The 18,159-nt window shown below is 64.1% G+C and carries 17 protein-coding genes; 5 read left to right on the top strand and 12 right to left on the bottom strand.

The features are described from left to right. Positions 1-271 precede the first annotated feature (271 nt). The 10 genes from C9990_RS28350 to C9990_RS32370 all read right to left on the bottom strand — a co-directional run bounded on the left by C9990_RS28350 (position 272) and on the right by C9990_RS32370 (position 10,982). Complete coding sequence (locus C9990_RS28350) at positions 272-1,282, bottom strand: iron ABC transporter permease (protein WP_106805292.1); 1,011 nt, start codon at positions 1,280-1,282, stop codon at positions 272-274. Beyond that, a complete protein-coding gene (locus C9990_RS28345; RefSeq protein ID WP_106805291.1) occupies positions 1,279-2,226 on the bottom strand; it encodes an ABC transporter substrate-binding protein in 948 nt (315 codons plus the stop codon). The genes C9990_RS28350 and C9990_RS28345 overlap by 4 nt, the downstream gene beginning before the upstream one ends. Continuing rightward, complete coding sequence (locus C9990_RS28340; RefSeq protein WP_065900242.1) at positions 2,223-3,011, bottom strand: ABC transporter ATP-binding protein; 789 nt, start codon at positions 3,009-3,011, stop codon at positions 2,223-2,225. Before C9990_RS28340 ends, C9990_RS28345 begins: the two co-directional genes overlap by 4 nt. Before the next feature lie 128 nt (positions 3,012-3,139). Continuing rightward, positions 3,140-5,248: a TonB-dependent siderophore receptor gene (locus C9990_RS28335; protein ID WP_106805290.1), complete on the bottom strand. Its 2,109-nt coding sequence runs from the start codon at positions 5,246-5,248 to the stop codon at positions 3,140-3,142. Positions 5,249-5,400: 152 nt separating this feature from the next. Further along, the gene (locus C9990_RS28330; RefSeq protein ID WP_106805289.1) at positions 5,401-6,783 is read right to left on the bottom strand and encodes a PepSY domain-containing protein; all 1,383 of its coding nucleotides are present in this window, start codon (positions 6,781-6,783) and stop codon (positions 5,401-5,403) included. 85 nt (positions 6,784-6,868) lie between these two features. Continuing rightward, positions 6,869-8,929 carry a TonB-dependent copper receptor gene (locus tag C9990_RS28325; protein WP_106805288.1) on the bottom strand — a complete coding sequence of 687 codons (2,061 nt, stop codon included), beginning with the start codon at positions 8,927-8,929 and terminating at the stop codon, positions 6,869-6,871. A gap of 93 nt (positions 8,930-9,022) precedes the next feature. Next, positions 9,023-9,412, bottom strand: coding sequence for a DUF2946 domain-containing protein (locus C9990_RS28320; protein WP_106805287.1), 390 nt, complete (start codon positions 9,410-9,412; stop codon positions 9,023-9,025). Between the two features lie 11 nt (positions 9,413-9,423). Further along, complete coding sequence (locus C9990_RS28315; protein WP_106805286.1) at positions 9,424-9,906, bottom strand: copper chaperone PCu(A)C; 483 nt, start codon at positions 9,904-9,906, stop codon at positions 9,424-9,426. 47 nt (positions 9,907-9,953) lie between these two features. Beyond that, positions 9,954-10,349 (bottom strand): DUF2946 domain-containing protein, encoded by a 396-nt coding sequence (locus tag C9990_RS28310; protein WP_065900253.1) that lies wholly within the window; start codon positions 10,347-10,349, stop codon positions 9,954-9,956. A 276-nt stretch (positions 10,350-10,625) separates the two neighbouring features. Further along, the gene (locus C9990_RS32370; RefSeq protein ID WP_157955104.1) at positions 10,626-10,982 is read right to left on the bottom strand and encodes a DNA-binding protein; all 357 of its coding nucleotides are present in this window, start codon (positions 10,980-10,982) and stop codon (positions 10,626-10,628) included. 448 nt (positions 10,983-11,430) lie between these two features. On the opposite strand from C9990_RS32370, the gene C9990_RS28290 reads away from it, so the two are divergent. Continuing rightward, positions 11,431-11,682: a DUF6124 family protein gene (locus C9990_RS28290; RefSeq protein ID WP_065900255.1), complete on the top strand. Its 252-nt coding sequence runs from the start codon at positions 11,431-11,433 to the stop codon at positions 11,680-11,682. Positions 11,683-11,776: 94 nt separating this feature from the next. On the opposite strand, the gene C9990_RS28285 is transcribed toward C9990_RS28290, so the two are convergent. Both C9990_RS28285 and cbiE read right to left on the bottom strand, forming a co-directional pair. Further along, on the bottom strand, positions 11,777-12,496 hold the full coding sequence (locus C9990_RS28285; RefSeq protein ID WP_106805282.1) for a cobalt-precorrin-6A reductase: 720 nt from the start codon (positions 12,494-12,496) through the stop codon (positions 11,777-11,779). Further along, positions 12,493-13,698, bottom strand: a complete 1,206-nt coding sequence (cbiE, locus tag C9990_RS28280; RefSeq protein ID WP_106805281.1) for a precorrin-6y C5,15-methyltransferase (decarboxylating) subunit CbiE — start codon at positions 13,696-13,698, stop codon at positions 12,493-12,495. The genes C9990_RS28285 and cbiE overlap by 4 nt, the downstream gene beginning before the upstream one ends. A 38-nt stretch (positions 13,699-13,736) precedes the next feature. Here cbiE and cobG point away from each other — a divergent pair, with 38 nt between their 5' ends. Genes cobG through cobJ form a run of 4 tightly spaced genes read left to right on the top strand, consistent with a single transcriptional unit; the run spans position 13,737 to position 18,070 of the window. Next, complete coding sequence (gene cobG / locus C9990_RS28275) at positions 13,737-15,083, top strand: precorrin-3B synthase (protein ID WP_106805280.1); 1,347 nt, start codon at positions 13,737-13,739, stop codon at positions 15,081-15,083. Beyond that, positions 15,076-15,702 (top strand): precorrin-8X methylmutase, encoded by a 627-nt coding sequence (locus C9990_RS28270; protein ID WP_016972527.1) that lies wholly within the window; start codon positions 15,076-15,078, stop codon positions 15,700-15,702. Before cobG ends, C9990_RS28270 begins: the two co-directional genes overlap by 8 nt. After that, complete coding sequence (locus tag C9990_RS28265; RefSeq protein WP_065900262.1) at positions 15,702-16,433, top strand: precorrin-2 C(20)-methyltransferase; 732 nt, start codon at positions 15,702-15,704, stop codon at positions 16,431-16,433. The genes C9990_RS28270 and C9990_RS28265 overlap by 1 nt, the downstream gene beginning before the upstream one ends. Then, entirely contained in the window at positions 16,433-18,070 is a 1,638-nt protein-coding gene (cobJ, locus tag C9990_RS28260; RefSeq protein ID WP_106805279.1) for a precorrin-3B C(17)-methyltransferase, read from the top strand. The genes C9990_RS28265 and cobJ overlap by 1 nt, the downstream gene beginning before the upstream one ends. Positions 18,071-18,159 lie beyond the last annotated feature (89 nt).

The following is an 18,159-nucleotide window of genomic DNA, read 5'->3' as shown; positions in this document are numbered from 1 at the left end:
AACGTTGGATTTTTTCTGAGGGCCAGATATGAACGTTAAAACGGTACTAGCAAAGGCTGTGCCCGATGACGCACCGCCCGGTTTTGCGGGGGCATACCTGCAGCTGGAGGGTTGTGCGCACCAAAAACGAGCGACCAGGCGGTGGCGGTGCAGGTGATGCGCCTAAAGAGTGCCGGGAGGCAAAGGCGCCTTGATAACCAAGCGGCGCCCCTCTTGAGGCTGACCGCGATGAGTTGCAGGCCGCTGTCGCGACAGGGCTGCGTCTTGAGGCCTAGCGCTTGCGCATCAGGCCTATAAAGAACAGCCCGCCGATCGCCGCCGTGGCAATGCCGATAGGCAGGTCTTGCGGAGCGATCAGGGTGCGCGCGGCCACATCCACCCACACCAGGAACAGGCTGCCCAGCAAGGCGCAGACCGGCAGCAACCGGCGGTGCTCGGCGCCTACCAGGCGCCGGGCGATGTGCGGCACCATCAGCCCGACAAAACCGATGGAGCCGCTCACCGACACCAGCACGCCGGTCATCAATGAGGCGATCAGGAATACCCGCAGACGCACGTTGCGGGCGTTCAGGCCAAGGGTCACGGCGGTCTGTTCGCCGGCCATCAGCGCATTCAGCGGCCGCGCCATGCCCACCAGCAGCATCAGCCCCAGCACCACCACGGCGGCAGGCACCATCAGCAGTTCCCAACGCGCCAGGCCGAGGCCGCCGAGCATCCAGAACATCACCGCCGACGCGGCGCGATGGTCGCCCATGAACAGCAGCAGGTTGGCCGTCGCCATCATCACGAACGACACCGCCACACCGCACAGCAACAGGCGATCACTCTCCAGCCGGCCATTGCGACTGGCCACGGCCAGCACCACCAGCATGCTCACCAACGCACCGATAAATGCGGCGATGGGCAAGGTCAGCAGGCCGATGATTTCGCCGACATGCAGCACCACGATCACCGCGCCGAGCGTGGCGCCGGAGGTGACGCCCAGCAGGTGCGGATCCGCCAGCGGGTTGCGGGTGACGGCCTGCAATACCGCGCCGATCAACGCCAGGCCGGCGCCCACCAGCGCCCCGAGCAACATGCGCGGCACCCGGATCAGCCAGACGATGTGCTCCTGCCCGACCGGCCAGTTGACCTCGCCGAGTCCGAAGGCCTTGTACAACAAGACGCGCCACACCACGTCCACCGGCACCCGCGCCGGGCCGAAACCCAGGGAGAGCACGCAGGACACCAGCAACACCGCCCCGAGGGTGGCGAGCAGCAAGGCGTAGCGACGGGTGATCATTCGCCGTGGAACCCCTTGGCCAGGGTTTCGACGGCCAGCACGTTATCGATGCCGGGCGTGGCCTGCACGTAAGGGATCACGATAAAACGCTGGTTCTTGATCGCATCCACCGCCTGCAGTGCCGGGTTATTGAGCAGGAAGGCCTGCTTCTGGTCGGCGGTGACTTCGCTGTAGTCGACGATCACGATGACCTGCGGGTTGCGCTCGACCACGGTCTCCCAGTTGATGCGCGTCCAGCTGGCGTCGACGTCGTCGAGGATATTGCGCCCGCCGGCAGCCTCGATCAGTGCCTGGGGCATGCCCAGGCGGCCGGAGGTCATGGCGCGGTCTTCGCCGCTGTCATAGAGGAACACGCGGGGTGTGTCGGCGGGCAGGTCCTTGCGCACCTCGGCGACCTGCGCCTGCATCTGGGCGATCAGGGCGTTGGCTCGGTCCTGCACGTCGAAGATCTTGCCCAGGTTGCGCAGGTCATTGTAGGTGTCGTCCAGGGTCGCGGCCGGGCGCTTCATGACAAAAGCGCACGACTCGGTCAGCTCATACACGTTGATGCCCAAGGGCTGCAGGGTTTGCGGCGTGAGGTCGCCGCCCACGCGCATGCCGTAGTCCCAGCCGGCGAAGAAGAAATCCACATTGGCGTTGAGCAGGGTTTCCACCGAGGGATACTTGCTAGCCAGCTCCGGCAGGCCATCGAGGGTCTGGGCCATTTGCGCGCTGACCGACTTCCATCCTGTCACACCGCTGTAGCCGGCCATGCGTGGCTTGAGGCCCAGGGCGAGCATCATCTGGGTCATGTTGATGTCGTGGCTCACCGCATGCTGCGGCGCTTCCTGGAAGGTCACGTCGCGGTTGCAACTCTTGATGGTCACCGGGTAATGGGTCGCTTCGGCGAACGCTTGAGCCGTGCCGAGCAGCAGGGCGAGAGACAGCAGGGAGCGCAGGATCATGGTTGAGTTATCCAGGTGATTCGGGGGTAGCCGGACAAGGGATGGGTGTCGATCAGCGCCTCGACGCCGAACACGTCGCGCAGCAACTCGGCGGTGAGTACTTGGTGGGGCGTGCCACTGGCGACAATGCGCCCGTGGTCGATCACATAGAGGCGGTCGCAAAAGGCGGCGGCCAGGTTAAGGTCGTGGATGCTGGCCAGGGTGCCGATGTTCAGGCGTTTGACCAGCCTTAAAAGCTCAAGCTGGTAGCGCGGGTCGAGGTGGTTGGTCGGCTCGTCGAGGATCAGCAGTTGCGGTTGCTGGGCCAATGCACGGGCCAGGATGACGCGCTGTTTTTCACCGCCCGACAGCGTGCCGAACGCGTGGTCGTCAAAGCCCTGCATGCCCACCGACGCCAGCGCCTGTTGCACCAGTTGCTGGTCCTGCGGCGTGTCGCTGTCAAACAAACCCTTGTGGGGTGTGCGGCCCATGGCGACCACTTCATCCACGCGCAGGCCGAAGGCATCCGGAAACTCCTGCAACACCACGGCAATACGTTGCGCGCACCACTTGGCGCTTTGCTTCCACACGTTCCGATGGTCGAGCCGCACTTCACCGTGTTCCGGTTGGGTGAACCGGTAGGCGCAGCGCAACAGGCTGGTCTTGCCGCTGCCGTTGGGCCCGATCAGCCCGACAAATTCCCCCGCACCGACCTGCAGGCTGGCGTCACGCAGTTGGAACCGGTGATGGCAGCGGTCGTGACCCGGTGGGGTCCAGCCAAGCTGGGCGAGGGTGAGTGAAGTCATCGTTACTCTCTGGATCAACACAATTGAACGGTGGGGGCTGGCTTGCCGGCTATAGCAGTTTGTCTGGTCCAGATGCACTGCCTGAACCGCCACCCTCGCAGGCAAGCCAGCTCCCACATAGGGTTTCGCTAAAAGGTGTAGTCCGCCGTGACGAAGAACGAGCGCGGTTCACCGAGGATCCACTGTTGGCCGTCGTTGTACTGGCTGACGGCGTAGGTGCGGTCGAACAGGTTGTTCAACTGCAGGCCCAGGGTGGTGTTGCGCAGTGCTTTCCACGAGACGCTGGCGTCGACCACGGTGTAGCTCGGCAACTCGTTCTGGTTGGCCATGTCGGCATACCGCGCATCGACATAGCGCACACCGGCGCCGGCGCGGATATCGTCGGTCACGGCCTTGCTCAGCCACAGGTTGGCGGTGCGGCGCGGTACGTCCACCGGGCGGTTGCCGTCGCGCGATACCTGTACGCCGTCGACGTCCTGCTTGAAGTCGTCGTACTGCGCCCGCACGAAGGCGGCATTGGCTTGCAGTTGCCAAGCGTTCGGCAGTTGCAGGTCGAGGCTGGCTTCCAGGCCATTGGACGATTGCTGGCCGACTTGCTGCTGTTGGTCCGGGTCGCCCGGCACGTCGGTGAGCAGTTTTTTCTTGACGATATGGTAGGCGGCCAGCGTCCATTCACCGCGTTGGTCCCAGAAGGTTTGCTTGATGCCGATCTCGCTTTGCTTGGCCGTCGACAGGTCGAACTGCTGCTGGCGCTTGCTCAGGGAAATCAAGCCGCCGACGCCGTCGGTGCTGGTGGCGTACTGGCCGTAGACCGACGTGTCCGGGGTGATCGCATACACCAGGCCGGCCTTCCAATTGTTGCCGGTGAGAGTCTTGTCGTTCTGGCTGCCGTCGCGCAAATCATCGCGATCAATGTGCGCGTAGTCACGGCGGATGCCGGTGACCAGCGACAGTTGATCGGTGAGTTGCAGGCGGTTTTCAGCGAAGCCGGCGACGGTCTTGGTGGTGGTGGCGAACACCGGTTTGAACGGGGAGTTACTGGCGAACTGTCCAGGCGCCGGGTGGTTCACGTCGATAGGTTGGCCACCGTTGAAGGTGTCTTCAAACGGGGTGTTGCTGGCCAGGCGGAAGCGGATGCGGTTGTACTCCACGCCGGTCACGGTCTGGCTGTCGAGGCCGAACAGGGTGTGCTTGAAGGTGAAGGTCTGGCGATCACCGACCTGTTCCTGGTTGTGCTTGATGCCGAAGTTGCCGCTGCGGGTGAGTTGGCCGTCGGTGAAGTTGTAGTTCTCGGCGTTCTGCCAGCGACGCTGGTTCTTCAGGTAGTACAGCTCGTTGGTGGCGCTGACATGGTCGTTGATCTGCCATTCGCTGGTCAGGCGCGTCCACTGGTCGTTGTAGTGCTGGATGTCGTTGCTGACGTTGTAGTTCTTGTCGCGCAGGCCCTTGTGCAATTGGCCGTTGATCAGCGGGGTGCCGAAGTAGTTTTGCGGGCGCTGGTCGCCGTAGTCGCTGGCCAGGGTAAAGCTCAGGTTGTCTGCCGCCTGCCAGCGCAGCGCACCGCTGACGAAGTCGCTGCTCGAGTCGCCACGATCGATGAAACCGTTGCTGCGCAGGCGATTGAGGTTCAAACGGTAGCTCAGGGTGTCGGTCAGCGAGCCGCCGCTGTCCAGGGCTTCCTGCTGGCGATCGTAGGAGCCGTAGCCGAGGCGGATATGGTTTTCGATCTCGCCGCTGAAGGGCTTTTTCGGCACGGTGTTGACCACCGCACCGGTGGCACCTTCGCCGTACAGCACCGAAGCCGGGCCGCGCAAAACGTCCACGCGCTCCACCGACCAGGTGTCCACCGGGAAGGTCGAGGTCCCCATGCCCATGTACATGCGGTTGCCGTCATACAGCTGCATCACCGAACCCTGGCCGGTAAAGCCACGGGCCGAGAGCGACGTGCCGCCGTCGCCCGGCGAGCCGGTGCGGCTGATGCCGGTGGCGCGGGAAATCGCGTCCTGCACGCTGGCGTCGCCGCGTTCGCGGATCTGCGTGCCGGTCTGGCTCTCGACGCTGCCCGGGGTTTGCAGGGCCGTGAGGTTCAGGCGGGAGCCGGCGGTGGTCGGCGTGTTCAGGTCGACGCGTTCGTCATCCACCGCAGGCGCGGTGACGGGGCTGGCGGGCAGGGTCAGGGCCTGGGCGCTGGTGTGCAGGGCGAGCAGGCACAGGCCGGACGCAAGGTACTTGTTCATCAGACGGAAAATCGCTTCTTCGAGGCGGTGCTCGCCGTAGGGGACGGCGAGCCGGGGTATGCAGTAAGTGTTATAAGTTAACACTTTCTGCGTCGTGGGCGAAAGCCCGCGTAAGACTACATAACGCCTCTAAGTTGGGCATCTCGCCTAATTCATGCCGAACCTGAGGCGGATTCATGTGGGGCGAACAGCCGCGACAGCACCAGGCGATCCAGCACCCACACGACGATCAACGACGCGCCCACCAACGGGAAAACAATCGCCAGCCCGAGCATGATGACCATCGCGGTTTTCCACTTCGGCAGGTCATGGCGTAACGGCGGAACCCCCAGGCCGCCCGCGGGCCTGCGCTTCCACCAGATCACCACGCCGCTCACGGCGCTGAGCAGGATCATCAGGCAGATCAGCAGGACCACCAATTGGTTGATCCAGCCGAACATCTTGCCTTCGTGCAGCATCACCCCGGTTTCGGTGGCCCGCGCCACGCCGTTGTAGTGGTCCCAGCGCACATCGGCCAGGACCTTGCCGGTGTACTGGTCCACATGCAGGGTGGCGTCGTTGCGCGGGTCGTTGGCGAATACCGCGACGGTGAACACACCCTCGGCGGTAGTAGGAAAAGTAATGCTGTAGCCGGGCTCGACCTGGCGCGCGTTGGCGAGGTCAACCACCTGTTGCAGGCGCAGGGTCGGCGCGGCAGGGCCTGAGTGCTGGCCGGCGTGATTCATGTGTTCGGCATGGTCGCCGGACATCGGCATCGGCGTGTTTTCCATGGCCCAGGGCACGGTCTGCTGGCTGGCGGTGTTGAGCACCCGCGCCTGCTGGTCGGACTGCGGCACGTTGTTCCACATGGCTGCCGGGAACGTGTTCCACAGGTCGGCGTATTGCTTGCCCCAGAAGCCGGTCCAGGTCATGCCGCTGAGCAGCATCACCAGCAAAAACGCCGCGCCCCAGAAGCCCGCGACTGCATGCAGGTCACGCCAGAACACGCGGCCACGGCTATTGAAACGCGGCCACAGCACCCCGGCCGATGACTTGCCACGCGGCCACCACAGGTACAGGCCCGACACCACCAGCATCACGCCCCAGCCGGCAGCGAGTTCCACCAGGCGATCACCGACGGTGCCGATCATCAACTCGCCATGCAGCGCGCGGGCGATGGCTTGCAGGTTGTTTTTTGCATCCTGTTCGCCTAGCACGGTGCCGCGATAGGGATCGACGAACACCGTGACTTCACGCCCACCGTCGCGCATCACGAATTGTGCGCTGCTGGTGGCGTCGGCCGGGGGCAGGTACTTGCTGATCTTGCCCTGGGGGAAAGCGGCCTGGGCGCGTTGCAGTTGCTCGTCTGCGCTCAACGCGTGCTCGGCGCTCTGGACCTTGAGCAGGTCGCCGTACATCAGCGGGTCGAGCTGGGGTTTGAACAGGTAGATGATGCCGGTCAGCGCCAGCAACACCATGAAGGGGGCGACAAACAGGCCGGCATAGAAATGCCAGCGCCAGGCCAGGTTGTAGAAGGATATCTTTTGAGTGGTCATCAGGTGCTCCGCACAGGCTCGTTATTTATTGGGTGTAAACGCAGGACCTGCAGGCGCCGGCAGGCCGGCTCCTGCAGGGTGTGCGTCAGAAGCTCATGTCCACCTTGGTCCAGAGCGTGCGCCCCGGTTCCTTGATGGCTTGCGGGTCGTTGGCGGGGTAGCCGAAGCCGGCGTTGCCCGCCAGGTTCAGATGCTCGGCGTAGGCCTTGCCAAACAGGTTGTCGACGCCGGTACTGACCTTGAAGTTTTTATTGATGCGGTACGCGGCGTTCAGCGAGAACACGCCGAAACCTGCGCTCTTGTCGAAGTCCTTGCCGACCACATTGCCCTTGTTCCGGTCGATACGGTTCTGCGCCGCAACCACGCGCCACAGGGCACCGGCGCTCCAGTCATCCTCGCTGTAAGTGAGGCCCAGGCGCGCATCCAGGGGCGGCATTTGCGGCAGGGCCTTGCCGTCGCTGCTGTTCTTGCCCCAGGCGTAGGCCAGGGTCGCGTCGGCCTTCCACTGGCGAGTCAGCTTGTAGGCCGCGCCGAGTTCACCGCCCATGATCCGCGCGTCCACATTGCGTGCCTGGGAGGTGATGCCCATCATTCCTGGCTGGTAGTCGAACAAGATGAAATCGCGGACCTGGCCGATGTATCCCGAGGCCCAGGCTTCGAGGTCGGCGGTTTTGTATTGGGCGCCGACGTCGAGTTGGGTGGTCTTCTCCGGCTTTATGCTGTCGAAGGCGTTGACTGAACCGGCCGGGCCGTTGTCCGGGGAAAACAGTTCCCAGTAATCGGCAAAGCGCTCGGCATGGCCCAGGCCTGCGTAGACGGTGGTCGGGCTGTCTGCCAGGTCGTGTTCAAAGCGCACGAAACCTGACGGCAAAGTGTCGGCGCGGGATTTGTCGGCGGTCGGGTTGGGGCTGGGCATCATGCCCGCATCGAGGGTTTGCCGGAAATCCTTGGCTGAGGCGCGGTCCAGGCGCGCCCCGGTGATCAGGCGGTCGCGGTCGGCGGCGTACCAGGTCAGTTCGCCGAATGCGCCGTAGTTGTGGAAGTTGGCGTCCTTGACCTTGGGCAAATCCTTGTAGGTATCGATACCCATGCTGCTGCGCTGGCGATGCTCGTTGGTCTGCGCATCCAGGCCGCCGATCAGTTGCACATCGGCCCAGCGCCAGGTGGCCTTGACCCGCGCACCGAGGGTGCGGCGGTCGACGTTGGCGGCCATGGGCCCGGCCATCATCCCGGTGCCCGAGGGCACGCGCAGGCTGTAGTTGTCCATCACATGGTCGGCATAGTTGTAGTAGACCTGGGCCTCGACCTTGTCCAGCACGGCGCCGATGTTGGACTTCTCGAAGCGCAGCCCCAGGCTTTCGCGCAGGAATTGCGAACCGTCCATGCCGCGTCCGGCGTAGCGCGCTTCGCCATCGCCGCGACCGGCGGTGAGTTCCAGCAGGGTGTCGGCGTCCGGGGTGAAGCCGACCGCTACGTCGCCATTCCACTTGTCGTAGCGCGAGGCGACGGTGTCGTGATTGCCGTCCTTGTAGTCGTCGGCATGCGCCTGGTTGCCGATCACCCGCACATAGCCGAGGGGCCCGCCGGCCGCCGCATCAATGACTTTGTCGAAGCGCCCGTTGGAGCCGGCCAGTACACTCGCGTTGAGGCGTGTACCGAGCGCGCCGAACTGCTCCGGCTCGCGCTCGAACAACACGGTGCCGGCTGATGCGCCGGGGCCCCACAGCACGGTTTGCGGGCCCTTGATCACGGTGAGTTTGTCGTAGGTTTCCGGCGAAATGTAGGAGGTCGGCGCATCCATCCGACCCGGGCAGGCGCCGAGCATCATGCTGCCGTTGGTGAGGATATTCAGGCGCGAGCCGAACATGCCGCGCAGCACCGGGTCGCCATTGGTGCCGCCGTTGCGCACCAGGGCGAAGCCGGGGATGGTCTTGAGGTAGTCGCCGCCGTCGCTGGCGGGCACCGGCTGGCGAGGGTCCTTGGGGTTGGTGACCACGGTCAGCGGCGAGCTGGGCGCAATCGCGGTGATCACGGTGGGGCTCAGTTCATGCTCGTCGGCCTGGGCCTGTGGCGCCAGGAGTGCGCCGCATAAAACGGCGAGCACAGGGGTACATCCCATACGGGTGTCAGCAGAAAACCTGGACATGACAAATTCCATCAATCAATCGTAAACAACACGGCCAGCAGCCTGCGGCTGTCTGTCTAAAGTCGGCCGGGGTGAAGTAACGGTGCTCGGTGCCTACGAGACGATGGGCGGCGCGCGGCTGCGGGCGCCGGGGAAGATGCTCTGCCGGGCATGACCCAGGCGTGGGGTGGGGGTGAGGGCGTTGGCCGGCGGTGGGTTACCGAGGCTGAGGTAGGACACGCTGCCCGGCAGCGCGGGGCAACTGAACAGCAGGCTGCAATAGCCGCATTTTTCCCAGAGGACGTGGTGTTCGTCGGCGGTTTTTTTCGGTTGCGGCTCGCCATGGCAGCTCGGCATGTCCATGGACATGCCGACGTGATGGTCCATCGGCATCGCCTGGGAAATCAGCGGACCGATAAAGATCATCAGCATGGCGAACAGGCTGATCCAACTGCCGCGCATCACGCGGTGGCGGGGGGACAACCTGGCGCGAGGGGCGCCCATCGAGTGTCTGCCTACTGGGCGTGCTTATGCTCGTTGGGGGCAGTCGGCGGCACTTTTTGCACCGACACTTCGACTTCGACCTTGCCGGCTTTTTCGAAGGTCAGGGTCAGCGGGAACTGTTTGCCATCGGCCAGCAGGCTGCGGTCCTTGAGGCCCAGCAGCATCACGTGATACGCCATCGGCGCGAAGGTCAGGTCGCCCTTGGCCGGCACCGCGACGCTGGTCACTTGCTGCATCTTCATCAAATCGCCCTGCATCACGTGCTCGTGCAACTCGGCTTTTTCCGCCACGGGCGTGTCGACGCTGAGCAGGCGGTCCGGTGTCTCGCCGGTGTTATGAATCACGAAATACGCCGCGACGGTCGGCGCATTCGGCGGCAACTCCTGGGACCAGGGATCGCTGACCAACAGGTCGCCGGCCTTGTAGTCATCGGCATTGGCAGCAACGCACACCGGCAGCAGCAACGCAGCCAGAAGCAGGGAAGATTTGAGCATGGCAGTTCTCCAGAACGGTTCTAAACGCAGTTCACTTGCGAAGAAAATCAGACCGTCGGAGAGGCGCGGGGGTTGAGGCTTGGCCATTGCTGGCGCGGGGTAGGGTTACGCAATACCGGCGGCGGCAGGCTCTGCACCGCCTCGAACCGCGTGACATACAACTGCGGCACATGCCCCGGCAACGCCACCCACGGCGCCGAGCCCGAGCAACACCAGCAATGCTGCATGGTGGAGTGATCGTCCTGCTGCGGCGCCGGAATCTCCAGCTTGCCCAGGGCAATCGTCTTCAGGCTGGCGCCGTTGGACGAACAGAAACTGCCCCACAGCAACTGCTGCACCGGGTCCTGGGATTGTTGCATGGCACTGGCCATCGGCATGGCAAAGGCATTGAACAGCACTGCAAGGCAGGCGATCCAGGCAATTGCAAAGCGTTGACGGGCCATGGCGGACAATCCGTAGGGTTAAACGATCAGGGGGGTATTTAGCCTGATCGGGGGGGATAAGTAAAAAGGGGCGGTGTGGTTTGGTGTCGCAGTGACTAGCTTGAGGATAGACCGGAACCACAGATTGCCAATTTTTCAGACCAAGCGCGAAATCCTGCATGACGCTGAACCCTGTGGGAGCTGGCTTGCCTGCGATGCAGACGACTCGGTCCAGCAGCTGGAGCGAGGTGATGCTATCGCAGGCAAGCCAGCTCCCACAGGTTGGAATGTGTTTGGCTATTGCTTTGTGTTGAGCCTACGGGTTGCGCGAGCAACGCGGTCTCGCGCCAGTTTGATTAATGAGCCATCGCCTGGGTCTTCTTCGATGCAGGCTTCGAGGAAAGCATCCATATCTTCTCGTGTGTGAAGATGGTCGGCGACGTCGAAGTCGGTGAACGTTGTCTTTCTGTCAGCTAGGTATTGGGCTCTTTCCTGCCATTGGATTAATCGTATTGCGATGTCGGGTTCATCCAACTTTAGGTCATCGGCCTCAAGACTTAGCGCGTGCGCGATCTCGGGATTCGCGATTATGTCTTGAATAATCCCGCTTTCAGCAGGTGGAGCCAGGTGCTGCGCACGCCGTTTGTTATTCATGTGCTGAACCTCATGTTTACGACGGTGGACAAGCTGTTGAGGATGATCGCCAAAAAATTCCGCTTTCAGGTAGTCAGTGGGTTCCGATGCGTATGTAGGTAAATTCTCCTAAGCCCGTTACGCAGTCTGAATATGAGGCCGTTCCACAGAAACGTCCGACAGGTCTTTGAGGTTGTCCCTAGGACACTCAATCTCTAGTCTCCGGACACCGCTGAAAACTCAGCGGACGGGCGTCGCGGCCCGGATTCCTATTGGACACTGAGCGTCATCGTCTGCTTTCAGTTGGCGCTTTTTTATCGTCTACTGTGCGGCGCTATGGCGGCTGTACGCGGGATACCTTCGGGTATGCCGGGTTTCCTGAGGACCGGTCCGCGAACCTGCGTACAGCTGCCACCCCCTATCGCGTCGCGGCGATCAGTGGCAGCTCCATTTCCTTAGGAGTTCCACAATGATCAAACCCACCCCCAATCCTCCCATCCGGCTATTCACCGTGGCCGATGGAATCAGCACTGAAGACCTTTTGGTCAATCTCAGCGAAACACTCGCTTCAGCCAATGCACTGAGTTGCGACATTGCCTTCAACCTGGAAGGCGCACCGCGCGAGGAATTGCTTGGCGTTGCGCAGTTGATCGAGCTGGCGCAATTGCTCGCTGACCGTGTGCACGATGGTGTCGGACAGGCGACAGCCACGATCAACTGAAGGCCCGCTGCAATCTGTAGGAGCCGGCTTGCCGGCGATGAGGCCATCGAGGTCGGCGGCGGGTTTTCGGGCGTCATCGCTGGCAAGCCAGCGCCTACAGTGAATGCAGTGCCTGTAAAACCGCGTCTACGCGGGTGAACTCCCGGTCCACCGCAACCAACACCGGCCGTTTCAACACCAAGACCGGCACGCCACGCTCGCGCGCCACTTCCAGTTTCGGCTCGGTGGCGGTGCTACCGCTGTTCTTGCTGATCAACACATCAATCCCGCGCCGTGCAAACAACGCGCGTTCGTCTTCGAGCAGAAACGGCCCACGTGCGCCGATCACTTCGCAACGTTCATTCCCCGGGTACACGTCGAGCGCGCGTAGCGTCCAGAATTGGTCGGCAGGGATTTCATCGAGGTGCTGCAGCGGCTCGCGACCCAGCGTGAACAGCGGCCGCTTGAAGGGTTTCAAAGCGTCGATCAGCTCGGCCCAGTCAGCGACCTCACGCCAGTTATCCCCCTGCTGCGGCTGCCACGCCGGGCGTCGCAGCGCCCAGCAGGGGATGCCGCTGATCTGCGCGGCCTCGGCGGCATTGCGGCTGATCTGCGCCGCATAGGGGTGGGTTGCATCGAGGATCAGGCTGATGCCTTCATCCCGGACAAACTGGGCCAAGCCCCCAGCGCCGCCGTAACCGCCAACACGCACGTGGCAGGTCAGGTCAGTGGGCACGCGCCCAACCCCGGCCAAACTGTAGACATGCTCCGGCCCCAAAGTCCGTGCGATAGCCAGCGCTTCGGTCACGCCGCCCAACAGCAAGATGCGTTTCATCGCGGCTTGACCACTTCCAGCAAGGTAATCGGCAGCGCCTGGCGCCACGTATCAAACGCCCCCAACGGCTGGGCCTGGGCCACGTGGATGCGGGTCAGTTCGCCGCCGTGCTCCGCGCGCCAGTTCATCAGGGTCATTTCGCTCTGCAGGGTCACGGCGTTGGCCACCAGCCGACCGCCAGGACGCAGGTGTTGCCAGCAGATGTCGAGCACGCCGTCGCGGGTGACGCCGCCGCCGATAAAGATCGCGTCCGGTGCTTCGAGGCCGTTGAGCGCTTGCGGCGCGGTGCCGCGGATCAGTTGCAGGCCGGGCACGCCGAGGGCGTCGCGGTTGTGTTCGATCAGGCCCTGGCGGCCTGCATCGGCTTCAATCGCCAGCGCACGGCAGCTCGGGTGCGCGCGCATCCATTCGATGCCGATGGAGCCGCTGCCCGCGCCCACATCCCAGAGCAGCTCACCGGGCATCGGCGCGAGGCGGGCGAGGGTCATGGCGCGCACATCGCGCTTGGTCAGTTGGCCATCGTGTTGGAAGGCTGAGTCGGGCAGGCCCGCCAGGCGTGACAGGCGTGGTGTTTCGCTGGAAGCCAGGCAATCGATGGCGACCAGGTTCAAATCGGCGACGCGAGCGTGTTGCCAATCCCCAGCCAGCCCGTCAATGCGCCTTTCATCCACGCCGCCCAGATGTTCAAACACGCTCAACCGGCTGGGCCCGAACCCGGATTCAGCCAACGACGCGGCAATCAATGCAGGACTGTTGCCGTCATTGCTCAACACCAGCAACCGCACGCCGGTCGCCAGATGCGCATTCAGCGCCGCCAAGGGCCGGGCGACCACGGACAGCGTCACCACCTCCTGCAACGGCCAGCCCAACCGCGCCGCCGCCAGGGACACCGATGAAGGCGCCGGCAAAACCAGCAGTTCGGCAGCCGCCACCTGCCGCGCCAAACTGGCGCCCACGCCGTAGAACATCGGGTCGCCGCTGGCCAGCACGCACACCGGTTCGCCACGTCGTGCCAGCACCGGCTCCAGGGAGAACGGGCTCGGCCACAGCTGCCGCTCGCCGCGAATACACACCGGCAACAGGTCCAGCTGGCGTTGGCCGCCTATAATCCGGGTGGCGCGCAACAGGGCATGCCGGGCATTCCTGCCCAGCCCCTTGAAGCCGTCTTCACCGATGCCTACAACCGTCAGCCAGGGCGACATATGAATTCCTTGAACGACATCCGACGGGCAGGCTTTTCATGCCGCCGGACAAAGCAGGCATAATACCGCGCCTTGACCCGTTAACCGGTAGCCCCGTGAACCCAACGCCTGCTCTGAATACCTTGCGCCCCTCGGCTTGTCCGGGGTTGCTGCGTATCGTCCAGGCGCTGGACGGCGGCATTTGCCGGATCAAACTGGCCGGCGGTTCGATCACGGCGGCCCAGGCCAACGCTGTGGCAGACGCGGCCCACGCCTATGCCGGCGGGGTGATCGAGGCCACCAACCGCGCCAACCTGCAGATTCGTGGGATCGGCGCCGAGCAGCAAGCCTTGATCGCCCTGCTGCTCGCCGCGGGCCTGGGGCCCAGCAATGCCGCCGGCGACGATGTGCGCAACCTGATGCTCAGCCCCAGCGCGGGTATCGACCCGCAGATGCTGTTCGACACGCGCCCATTGGCAGACCAGATCCTGGCCACCCTGCAAAGCCATCCGCGTTTTCATGAGTTGTCGGCCAAGTTCGCCGTGCAGCTGGATGGCGGGGAGGCCCTGGCGATGCTCGAGCATCATCATGACCTGTGGCTGTCGGCGTTCGTACGCAAGGGCGAGACGCTCCTGGCGTTCGGCCTGGCAGGCTGTCCGGGGCTGGATGCGCCGCTGGCGGCCGTGCCTCTGGCGCAAGGCCATGCACTGGTGGTGGCCGTGCTGGATGCGTTTCTGGACCTCGCCACGCCAGAACAGACGCGCATGCGCCATCTGCCTGTGGATAACTTAATGAGCCGTCTGGAGCTGCCGCTGCTGCCAGTCGACGGCTTCAGGCGCCCGCCCAGTGGTGCCTTGCTGCATCTCGGCACTTATCCACAGACGCAGAAAAACCAGTTCTACGTCGCTGCCATCGCCCCCTTGGGGCGCCTGAATGCGGCGATGCTCAAGGGCGCCGCACAACTCGCCAGTGAGTACGGCGACGCCACCCTGCGTTTCACTCCTTGGCAGGGCGTGCTGTTGCCCAACATCGAAAAGCCCCACGCGGTGACCGAACGCCTGGCGCAGCTGGGTTTCCTCTGCTCGGTCGACCAACCGCTGGCGCACATGATTGCCTGCACCGGCTCCAGCGGCTGCGGCAAGGCCTTGGCCGACACCAAGGCCCACGCGGTGCAACTCGCCGCCTTGCAACCCGGCCATGACGTGCACCTGTCCGGTTGCCCACGTTCCTGCGCCGCCGCGCACACGGCGCCGGTCACCTTGCTGGCGGTGAGCCCCGGCCACTACGACCTGTATTTTCGCGATGCAGCCCACGCCGGTTTCGGCCGGCTGCACGCGCGCACTCTTTCTATTGAAGCGGCGGGCGCCCTGCTGCGCGCTCGCCCACGGAGCAACACCGATGATTGATTACATCCGCGACGGTCAGGAGATCTATCGCAACTCCTTCGCCATTATTCGCGCGGAAGCCAAATTGGACCGTATCCCGGCTGATCTGGAGAAACTCGCGGTGCGCGTGATTCATGCATGCGGCATGGTCGAGGCTATCGATGGCCTGCAGTTCTCTGAAGGCGCGGGCAAGGCCGGCCGCGATGCACTGGCCGCCGGTGCACCGATTCTGTGTGATGCGCGGATGGTCTCCGAAGGCGTGACCCGCGCGCGGCTGCCGGCCAACAATGCCGTGATCTGCACCCTGCGCGACGACAGCGTGCCCGAGTTGGCGCGCGAGCTGGGCAACACGCGCTCTGCGGCTGCGCTGGAACTGTGGCGTCCGCACCTGGAAGGCAGCGTGGTGGTGATCGGCAACGCGCCGACCGCCTTGTTCTACCTGCTGGAAATGCTCGACGCCGGCGCACCGAAGCCGGCGTTGATCCTTGGTTTCCCGGTTGGTTTTGTCGGCGCTGCCGAGTCCAAGGCGATGCTGGCCGCCGACAGCCGTGGCGTGCCGTTCGTGATCATGCAAGGCCGCCTGGGCGGTAGTGCGATGGCCGCCGCTGCGGTGAACGCCTTGGCCACGGAGGTCGAGTAATGCCGGTACGCGGACGTTTGATTGGCCTGGGCGTGGGCCCCGGTGACCCCGAGTTGATCACCCTCAAGGCCCTGCGCCTGCTGCGTGAATCACCGGTGGTGGCGTACTTCGTGGCCAAAGGCAAGAAGGGCAACGCCTTCGGCATCATCGAAGACCACCTGGTCGCGCAGCAGACCCTGATGCCGCTGGTGTACCCGGTGACCACCGAGATACTCCCGGCGCCGCTGTCGTACGAGCAAGTCATCAGCGACTTCTACGACGCTGCCAGCCTCGACGTGGCCGCGCACCTGGACGCCGGCCGCGACGTGGCGGTGATCTGCGAAGGCGACCCGTTCTTCTACGGCTCCTACATGTACCTGCACGACCGCCTGGCCGAGCGGTATGAGGCCCAGGTCATTCCCGGCGTGTGCTCGATGCTCGGCGGTGCCTCGGTACTCGGCGCCCCGCTGGTGTATCGCAACCAGAGCCTGTCGGTGCTCTCGGGCGTGTTGCCCCATGATGACCTCAAGCGCCGCCTGGCAGATGCCGACGCGGCGGTGATCATGAAGCTGGGTCGCAACTTCCCCAAGGTGCGCCAGGTGCTCGAAGAACTCGGCCTGGCCGAGCGCGCGCTGTATGTGGAGCGCGCGACCATGGCCAACCAGAAAATCGTGCCACTGGATCAGGTAGAGCCGATGTCTTCGCCGTACTTCTCGCTGATCATCGTGCCCGGTGAACGGTGGCAAGGTTGATGAATCCGGCGATTGTCATTTTGGGCCAGGGCAGCCTGGCCACCGCGCGCAGGATCCAGCAGGTTTACCCGGGCGCATTGATCCACGGCCTGGCCGGACGGGTTGAAGGCGCGGACCAGGCCTACAGCGAATTCGGCGCGACCCTGCGCCAGTTGTACCAGCAAGGCACGCCGCTGATCGCGCTGTGCGCGGCCGGTATCGTGATCCGGACCCTGGCGCCACTGCTGCTGGAAAAAGGTGAAGAGCCCGCCGTGCTGGCGGTAGCCGAAGACGGCAGCGCCGTAGTGCCGCTGCTCGGTGGCCTGGGCGGCGTGAATGTCATGGCCCGTGAAATTGCCAGTGCGTTGGAGGTGTCCGCGGCCATCACCACCAGTGGCGAGCTGCGTTTCGGCACCTGCCTGCTCAACCCGCCTGCGGGTTATGAGTTGGCTGACCTGGACCTCGGCAAGCGCTTTGTGTCCGACCTGCTGGCCGGCGCAAGCGTGCGCATTGAGGGGGCGGCGCCCTGGCTGGATGAGGCCAACCTGCCACAGGATCAGCAGGCGCGCCTGGCGATTCACGTCGGCAGTGCCGAGCGCGTGCCGGCTGCCCATGAATTGCTGATCTATCCGAAGACCGTGTGCGTCACCTGCAAACCGGGTCCGCAGTTGGCGGCACGTGTGCGCAGCGCGCTGCACGAAGCGGGTATCGCCGTGCAATCGCTGGCCTGCCTGTTGGCCAGCGAGACGCAGATGGCCGACGTGTCGTTGCACGAAGCGGCGGCGCAATTGGCCGTGCCGCTGCGCTTTGCCGTCGTGGAGCAAGACGCGGATATCGCTATCAGCGTCGCCGAACAGCCGCTGGACGTGTCGCAGGTCGGTCGTGTGCGTGGCCGCCTTGCTGTCATCGGCCTCGGCCCTGGCGCCGCCGAGTTGATGGTGCCGGCGGTGAAGGCCGAACTTGCGCGCTGCACCGATGTGCTTGGCTATGAAACCTATGTGCGCATGGCCGGGCCGTTCCGTGACGATCAGGTGCAGCATTGCACCGACAACCGTGAAGAAATGCAGCGCGCCCGCCACGCCTTCGAACTGGCTGCCCTTGGCCGTTCGGTGGTGGTTGTATCGTCCGGCGACCCGGGTGTGTTCGCCATGGCGGCGGCGGTGATCGAGGCGTTGCACGAGTCCAGCGACCCCGCGTGGCACCAGGTTGACCTGCAGATCCTGCCCGGCGTTTCGGCCTCCCTGGCGACCGCCGCCCAGGCGGGTGCGCCGTTGGGGCATGACTTCTGCGTGATGTCGCTGTCGGACAACCTCAAGCCCTGGTCGATCATCGAAAAGCGCCTGGACCTCGCGTCCCAGGCCGACCTGGCCCTGGCGTTCTACAACCCGATCTCGCGTTCGCGGCCGTGGCAGTTGGGGCGCGCCCTGGAAATCGTTGCGCTGCACCGCACCCCCGAAACGCCGGTGGTGCTGGGCCGTGACATCGGTCGCCCCGGCCAGACCCTGCGCACCACGACCCTGGGCCAGCTCACGCCGGAGCAGGTGGACATGCGCACCATGGTGCTGATCGGCTCGTCCACTACCTGCACCTTCCCCCGTGCCGGTGGCGGTGATTGGGTTTACACGCCGCGCTGGTACGGCGAAAAACCCGTCGGCTGAAAACGCCTCGACGGCTGCCAGAAAGCTCCGAGTGACCCAGGGAATTACCTGCGGTGACTCGGGGCTTTTTCTTTTTTTATCGATGAAAA

This window comes from Pseudomonas sp. S5D5 (genome assembly GCF_003013355.1).
GTDB classification, from domain to species: Bacteria; Pseudomonadota; Gammaproteobacteria; order Pseudomonadales; family Pseudomonadaceae; genus Aquipseudomonas; species Aquipseudomonas aylmerensis.
Note: the sequence above shows the minus strand (reverse complement) of the source record. Positions and strands in the feature narration are given on the sequence as shown.

Bases quoted from the DNA above. Each gene is read 5' to 3' on its own strand.
- C9990_RS28330 (WP_106805289.1), bottom strand. From the start codon at position 6,783: ATGACCACTCAAAAGATATCCTTCTACAACCTGGCCTGGCGCTGGCAT.
- C9990_RS28345 (WP_106805291.1), bottom strand. From the start codon at position 2,226: ATGATCCTGCGCTCCCTGCTGTCTCTCGCCCTGCTGCTCGGCACGGCT.
- C9990_RS28270 (WP_016972527.1), top strand. From the start codon at position 15,076: ATGATTGATTACATCCGCGACGGTCAGGAGATCTATCGCAACTCCTTC.
- C9990_RS28285 (WP_106805282.1), bottom strand. From the start codon at position 12,496: ATGAAACGCATCTTGCTGTTGGGCGGCGTGACCGAAGCGCTGGCTATC.
- cobG (WP_106805280.1), top strand. From the start codon at position 13,737: ATGCCGCCGGACAAAGCAGGCATAATACCGCGCCTTGACCCGTTAACC.
- C9990_RS28290 (WP_065900255.1), top strand. From the start codon at position 11,431: ATGATCAAACCCACCCCCAATCCTCCCATCCGGCTATTCACCGTGGCC.
- cobJ (WP_106805279.1), top strand. From the start codon at position 16,433: ATGAATCCGGCGATTGTCATTTTGGGCCAGGGCAGCCTGGCCACCGCG.
- cbiE (WP_106805281.1), bottom strand. From the start codon at position 13,698: ATGTCGCCCTGGCTGACGGTTGTAGGCATCGGTGAAGACGGCTTCAAG.
- C9990_RS28320 (WP_106805287.1), bottom strand. From the start codon at position 9,412: ATGGGCGCCCCTCGCGCCAGGTTGTCCCCCCGCCACCGCGTGATGCGC.
- C9990_RS28310 (WP_065900253.1), bottom strand. From the start codon at position 10,349: ATGGCCCGTCAACGCTTTGCAATTGCCTGGATCGCCTGCCTTGCAGTG.
- C9990_RS28335 (WP_106805290.1), bottom strand. From the start codon at position 5,248: ATGAACAAGTACCTTGCGTCCGGCCTGTGCCTGCTCGCCCTGCACACC.
- C9990_RS28315 (WP_106805286.1), bottom strand. From the start codon at position 9,906: ATGCTCAAATCTTCCCTGCTTCTGGCTGCGTTGCTGCTGCCGGTGTGC.
- C9990_RS28340 (WP_065900242.1), bottom strand. From the start codon at position 3,011: ATGACTTCACTCACCCTCGCCCAGCTTGGCTGGACCCCACCGGGTCAC.
- C9990_RS28325 (WP_106805288.1), bottom strand. From the start codon at position 8,929: ATGTCCAGGTTTTCTGCTGACACCCGTATGGGATGTACCCCTGTGCTC.
- C9990_RS28265 (WP_065900262.1), top strand. From the start codon at position 15,702: ATGCCGGTACGCGGACGTTTGATTGGCCTGGGCGTGGGCCCCGGTGAC.
- C9990_RS32370 (WP_157955104.1), bottom strand. From the start codon at position 10,982: ATGAATAACAAACGGCGTGCGCAGCACCTGGCTCCACCTGCTGAAAGC.
- C9990_RS28350 (WP_106805292.1), bottom strand. From the start codon at position 1,282: ATGATCACCCGTCGCTACGCCTTGCTGCTCGCCACCCTCGGGGCGGTG.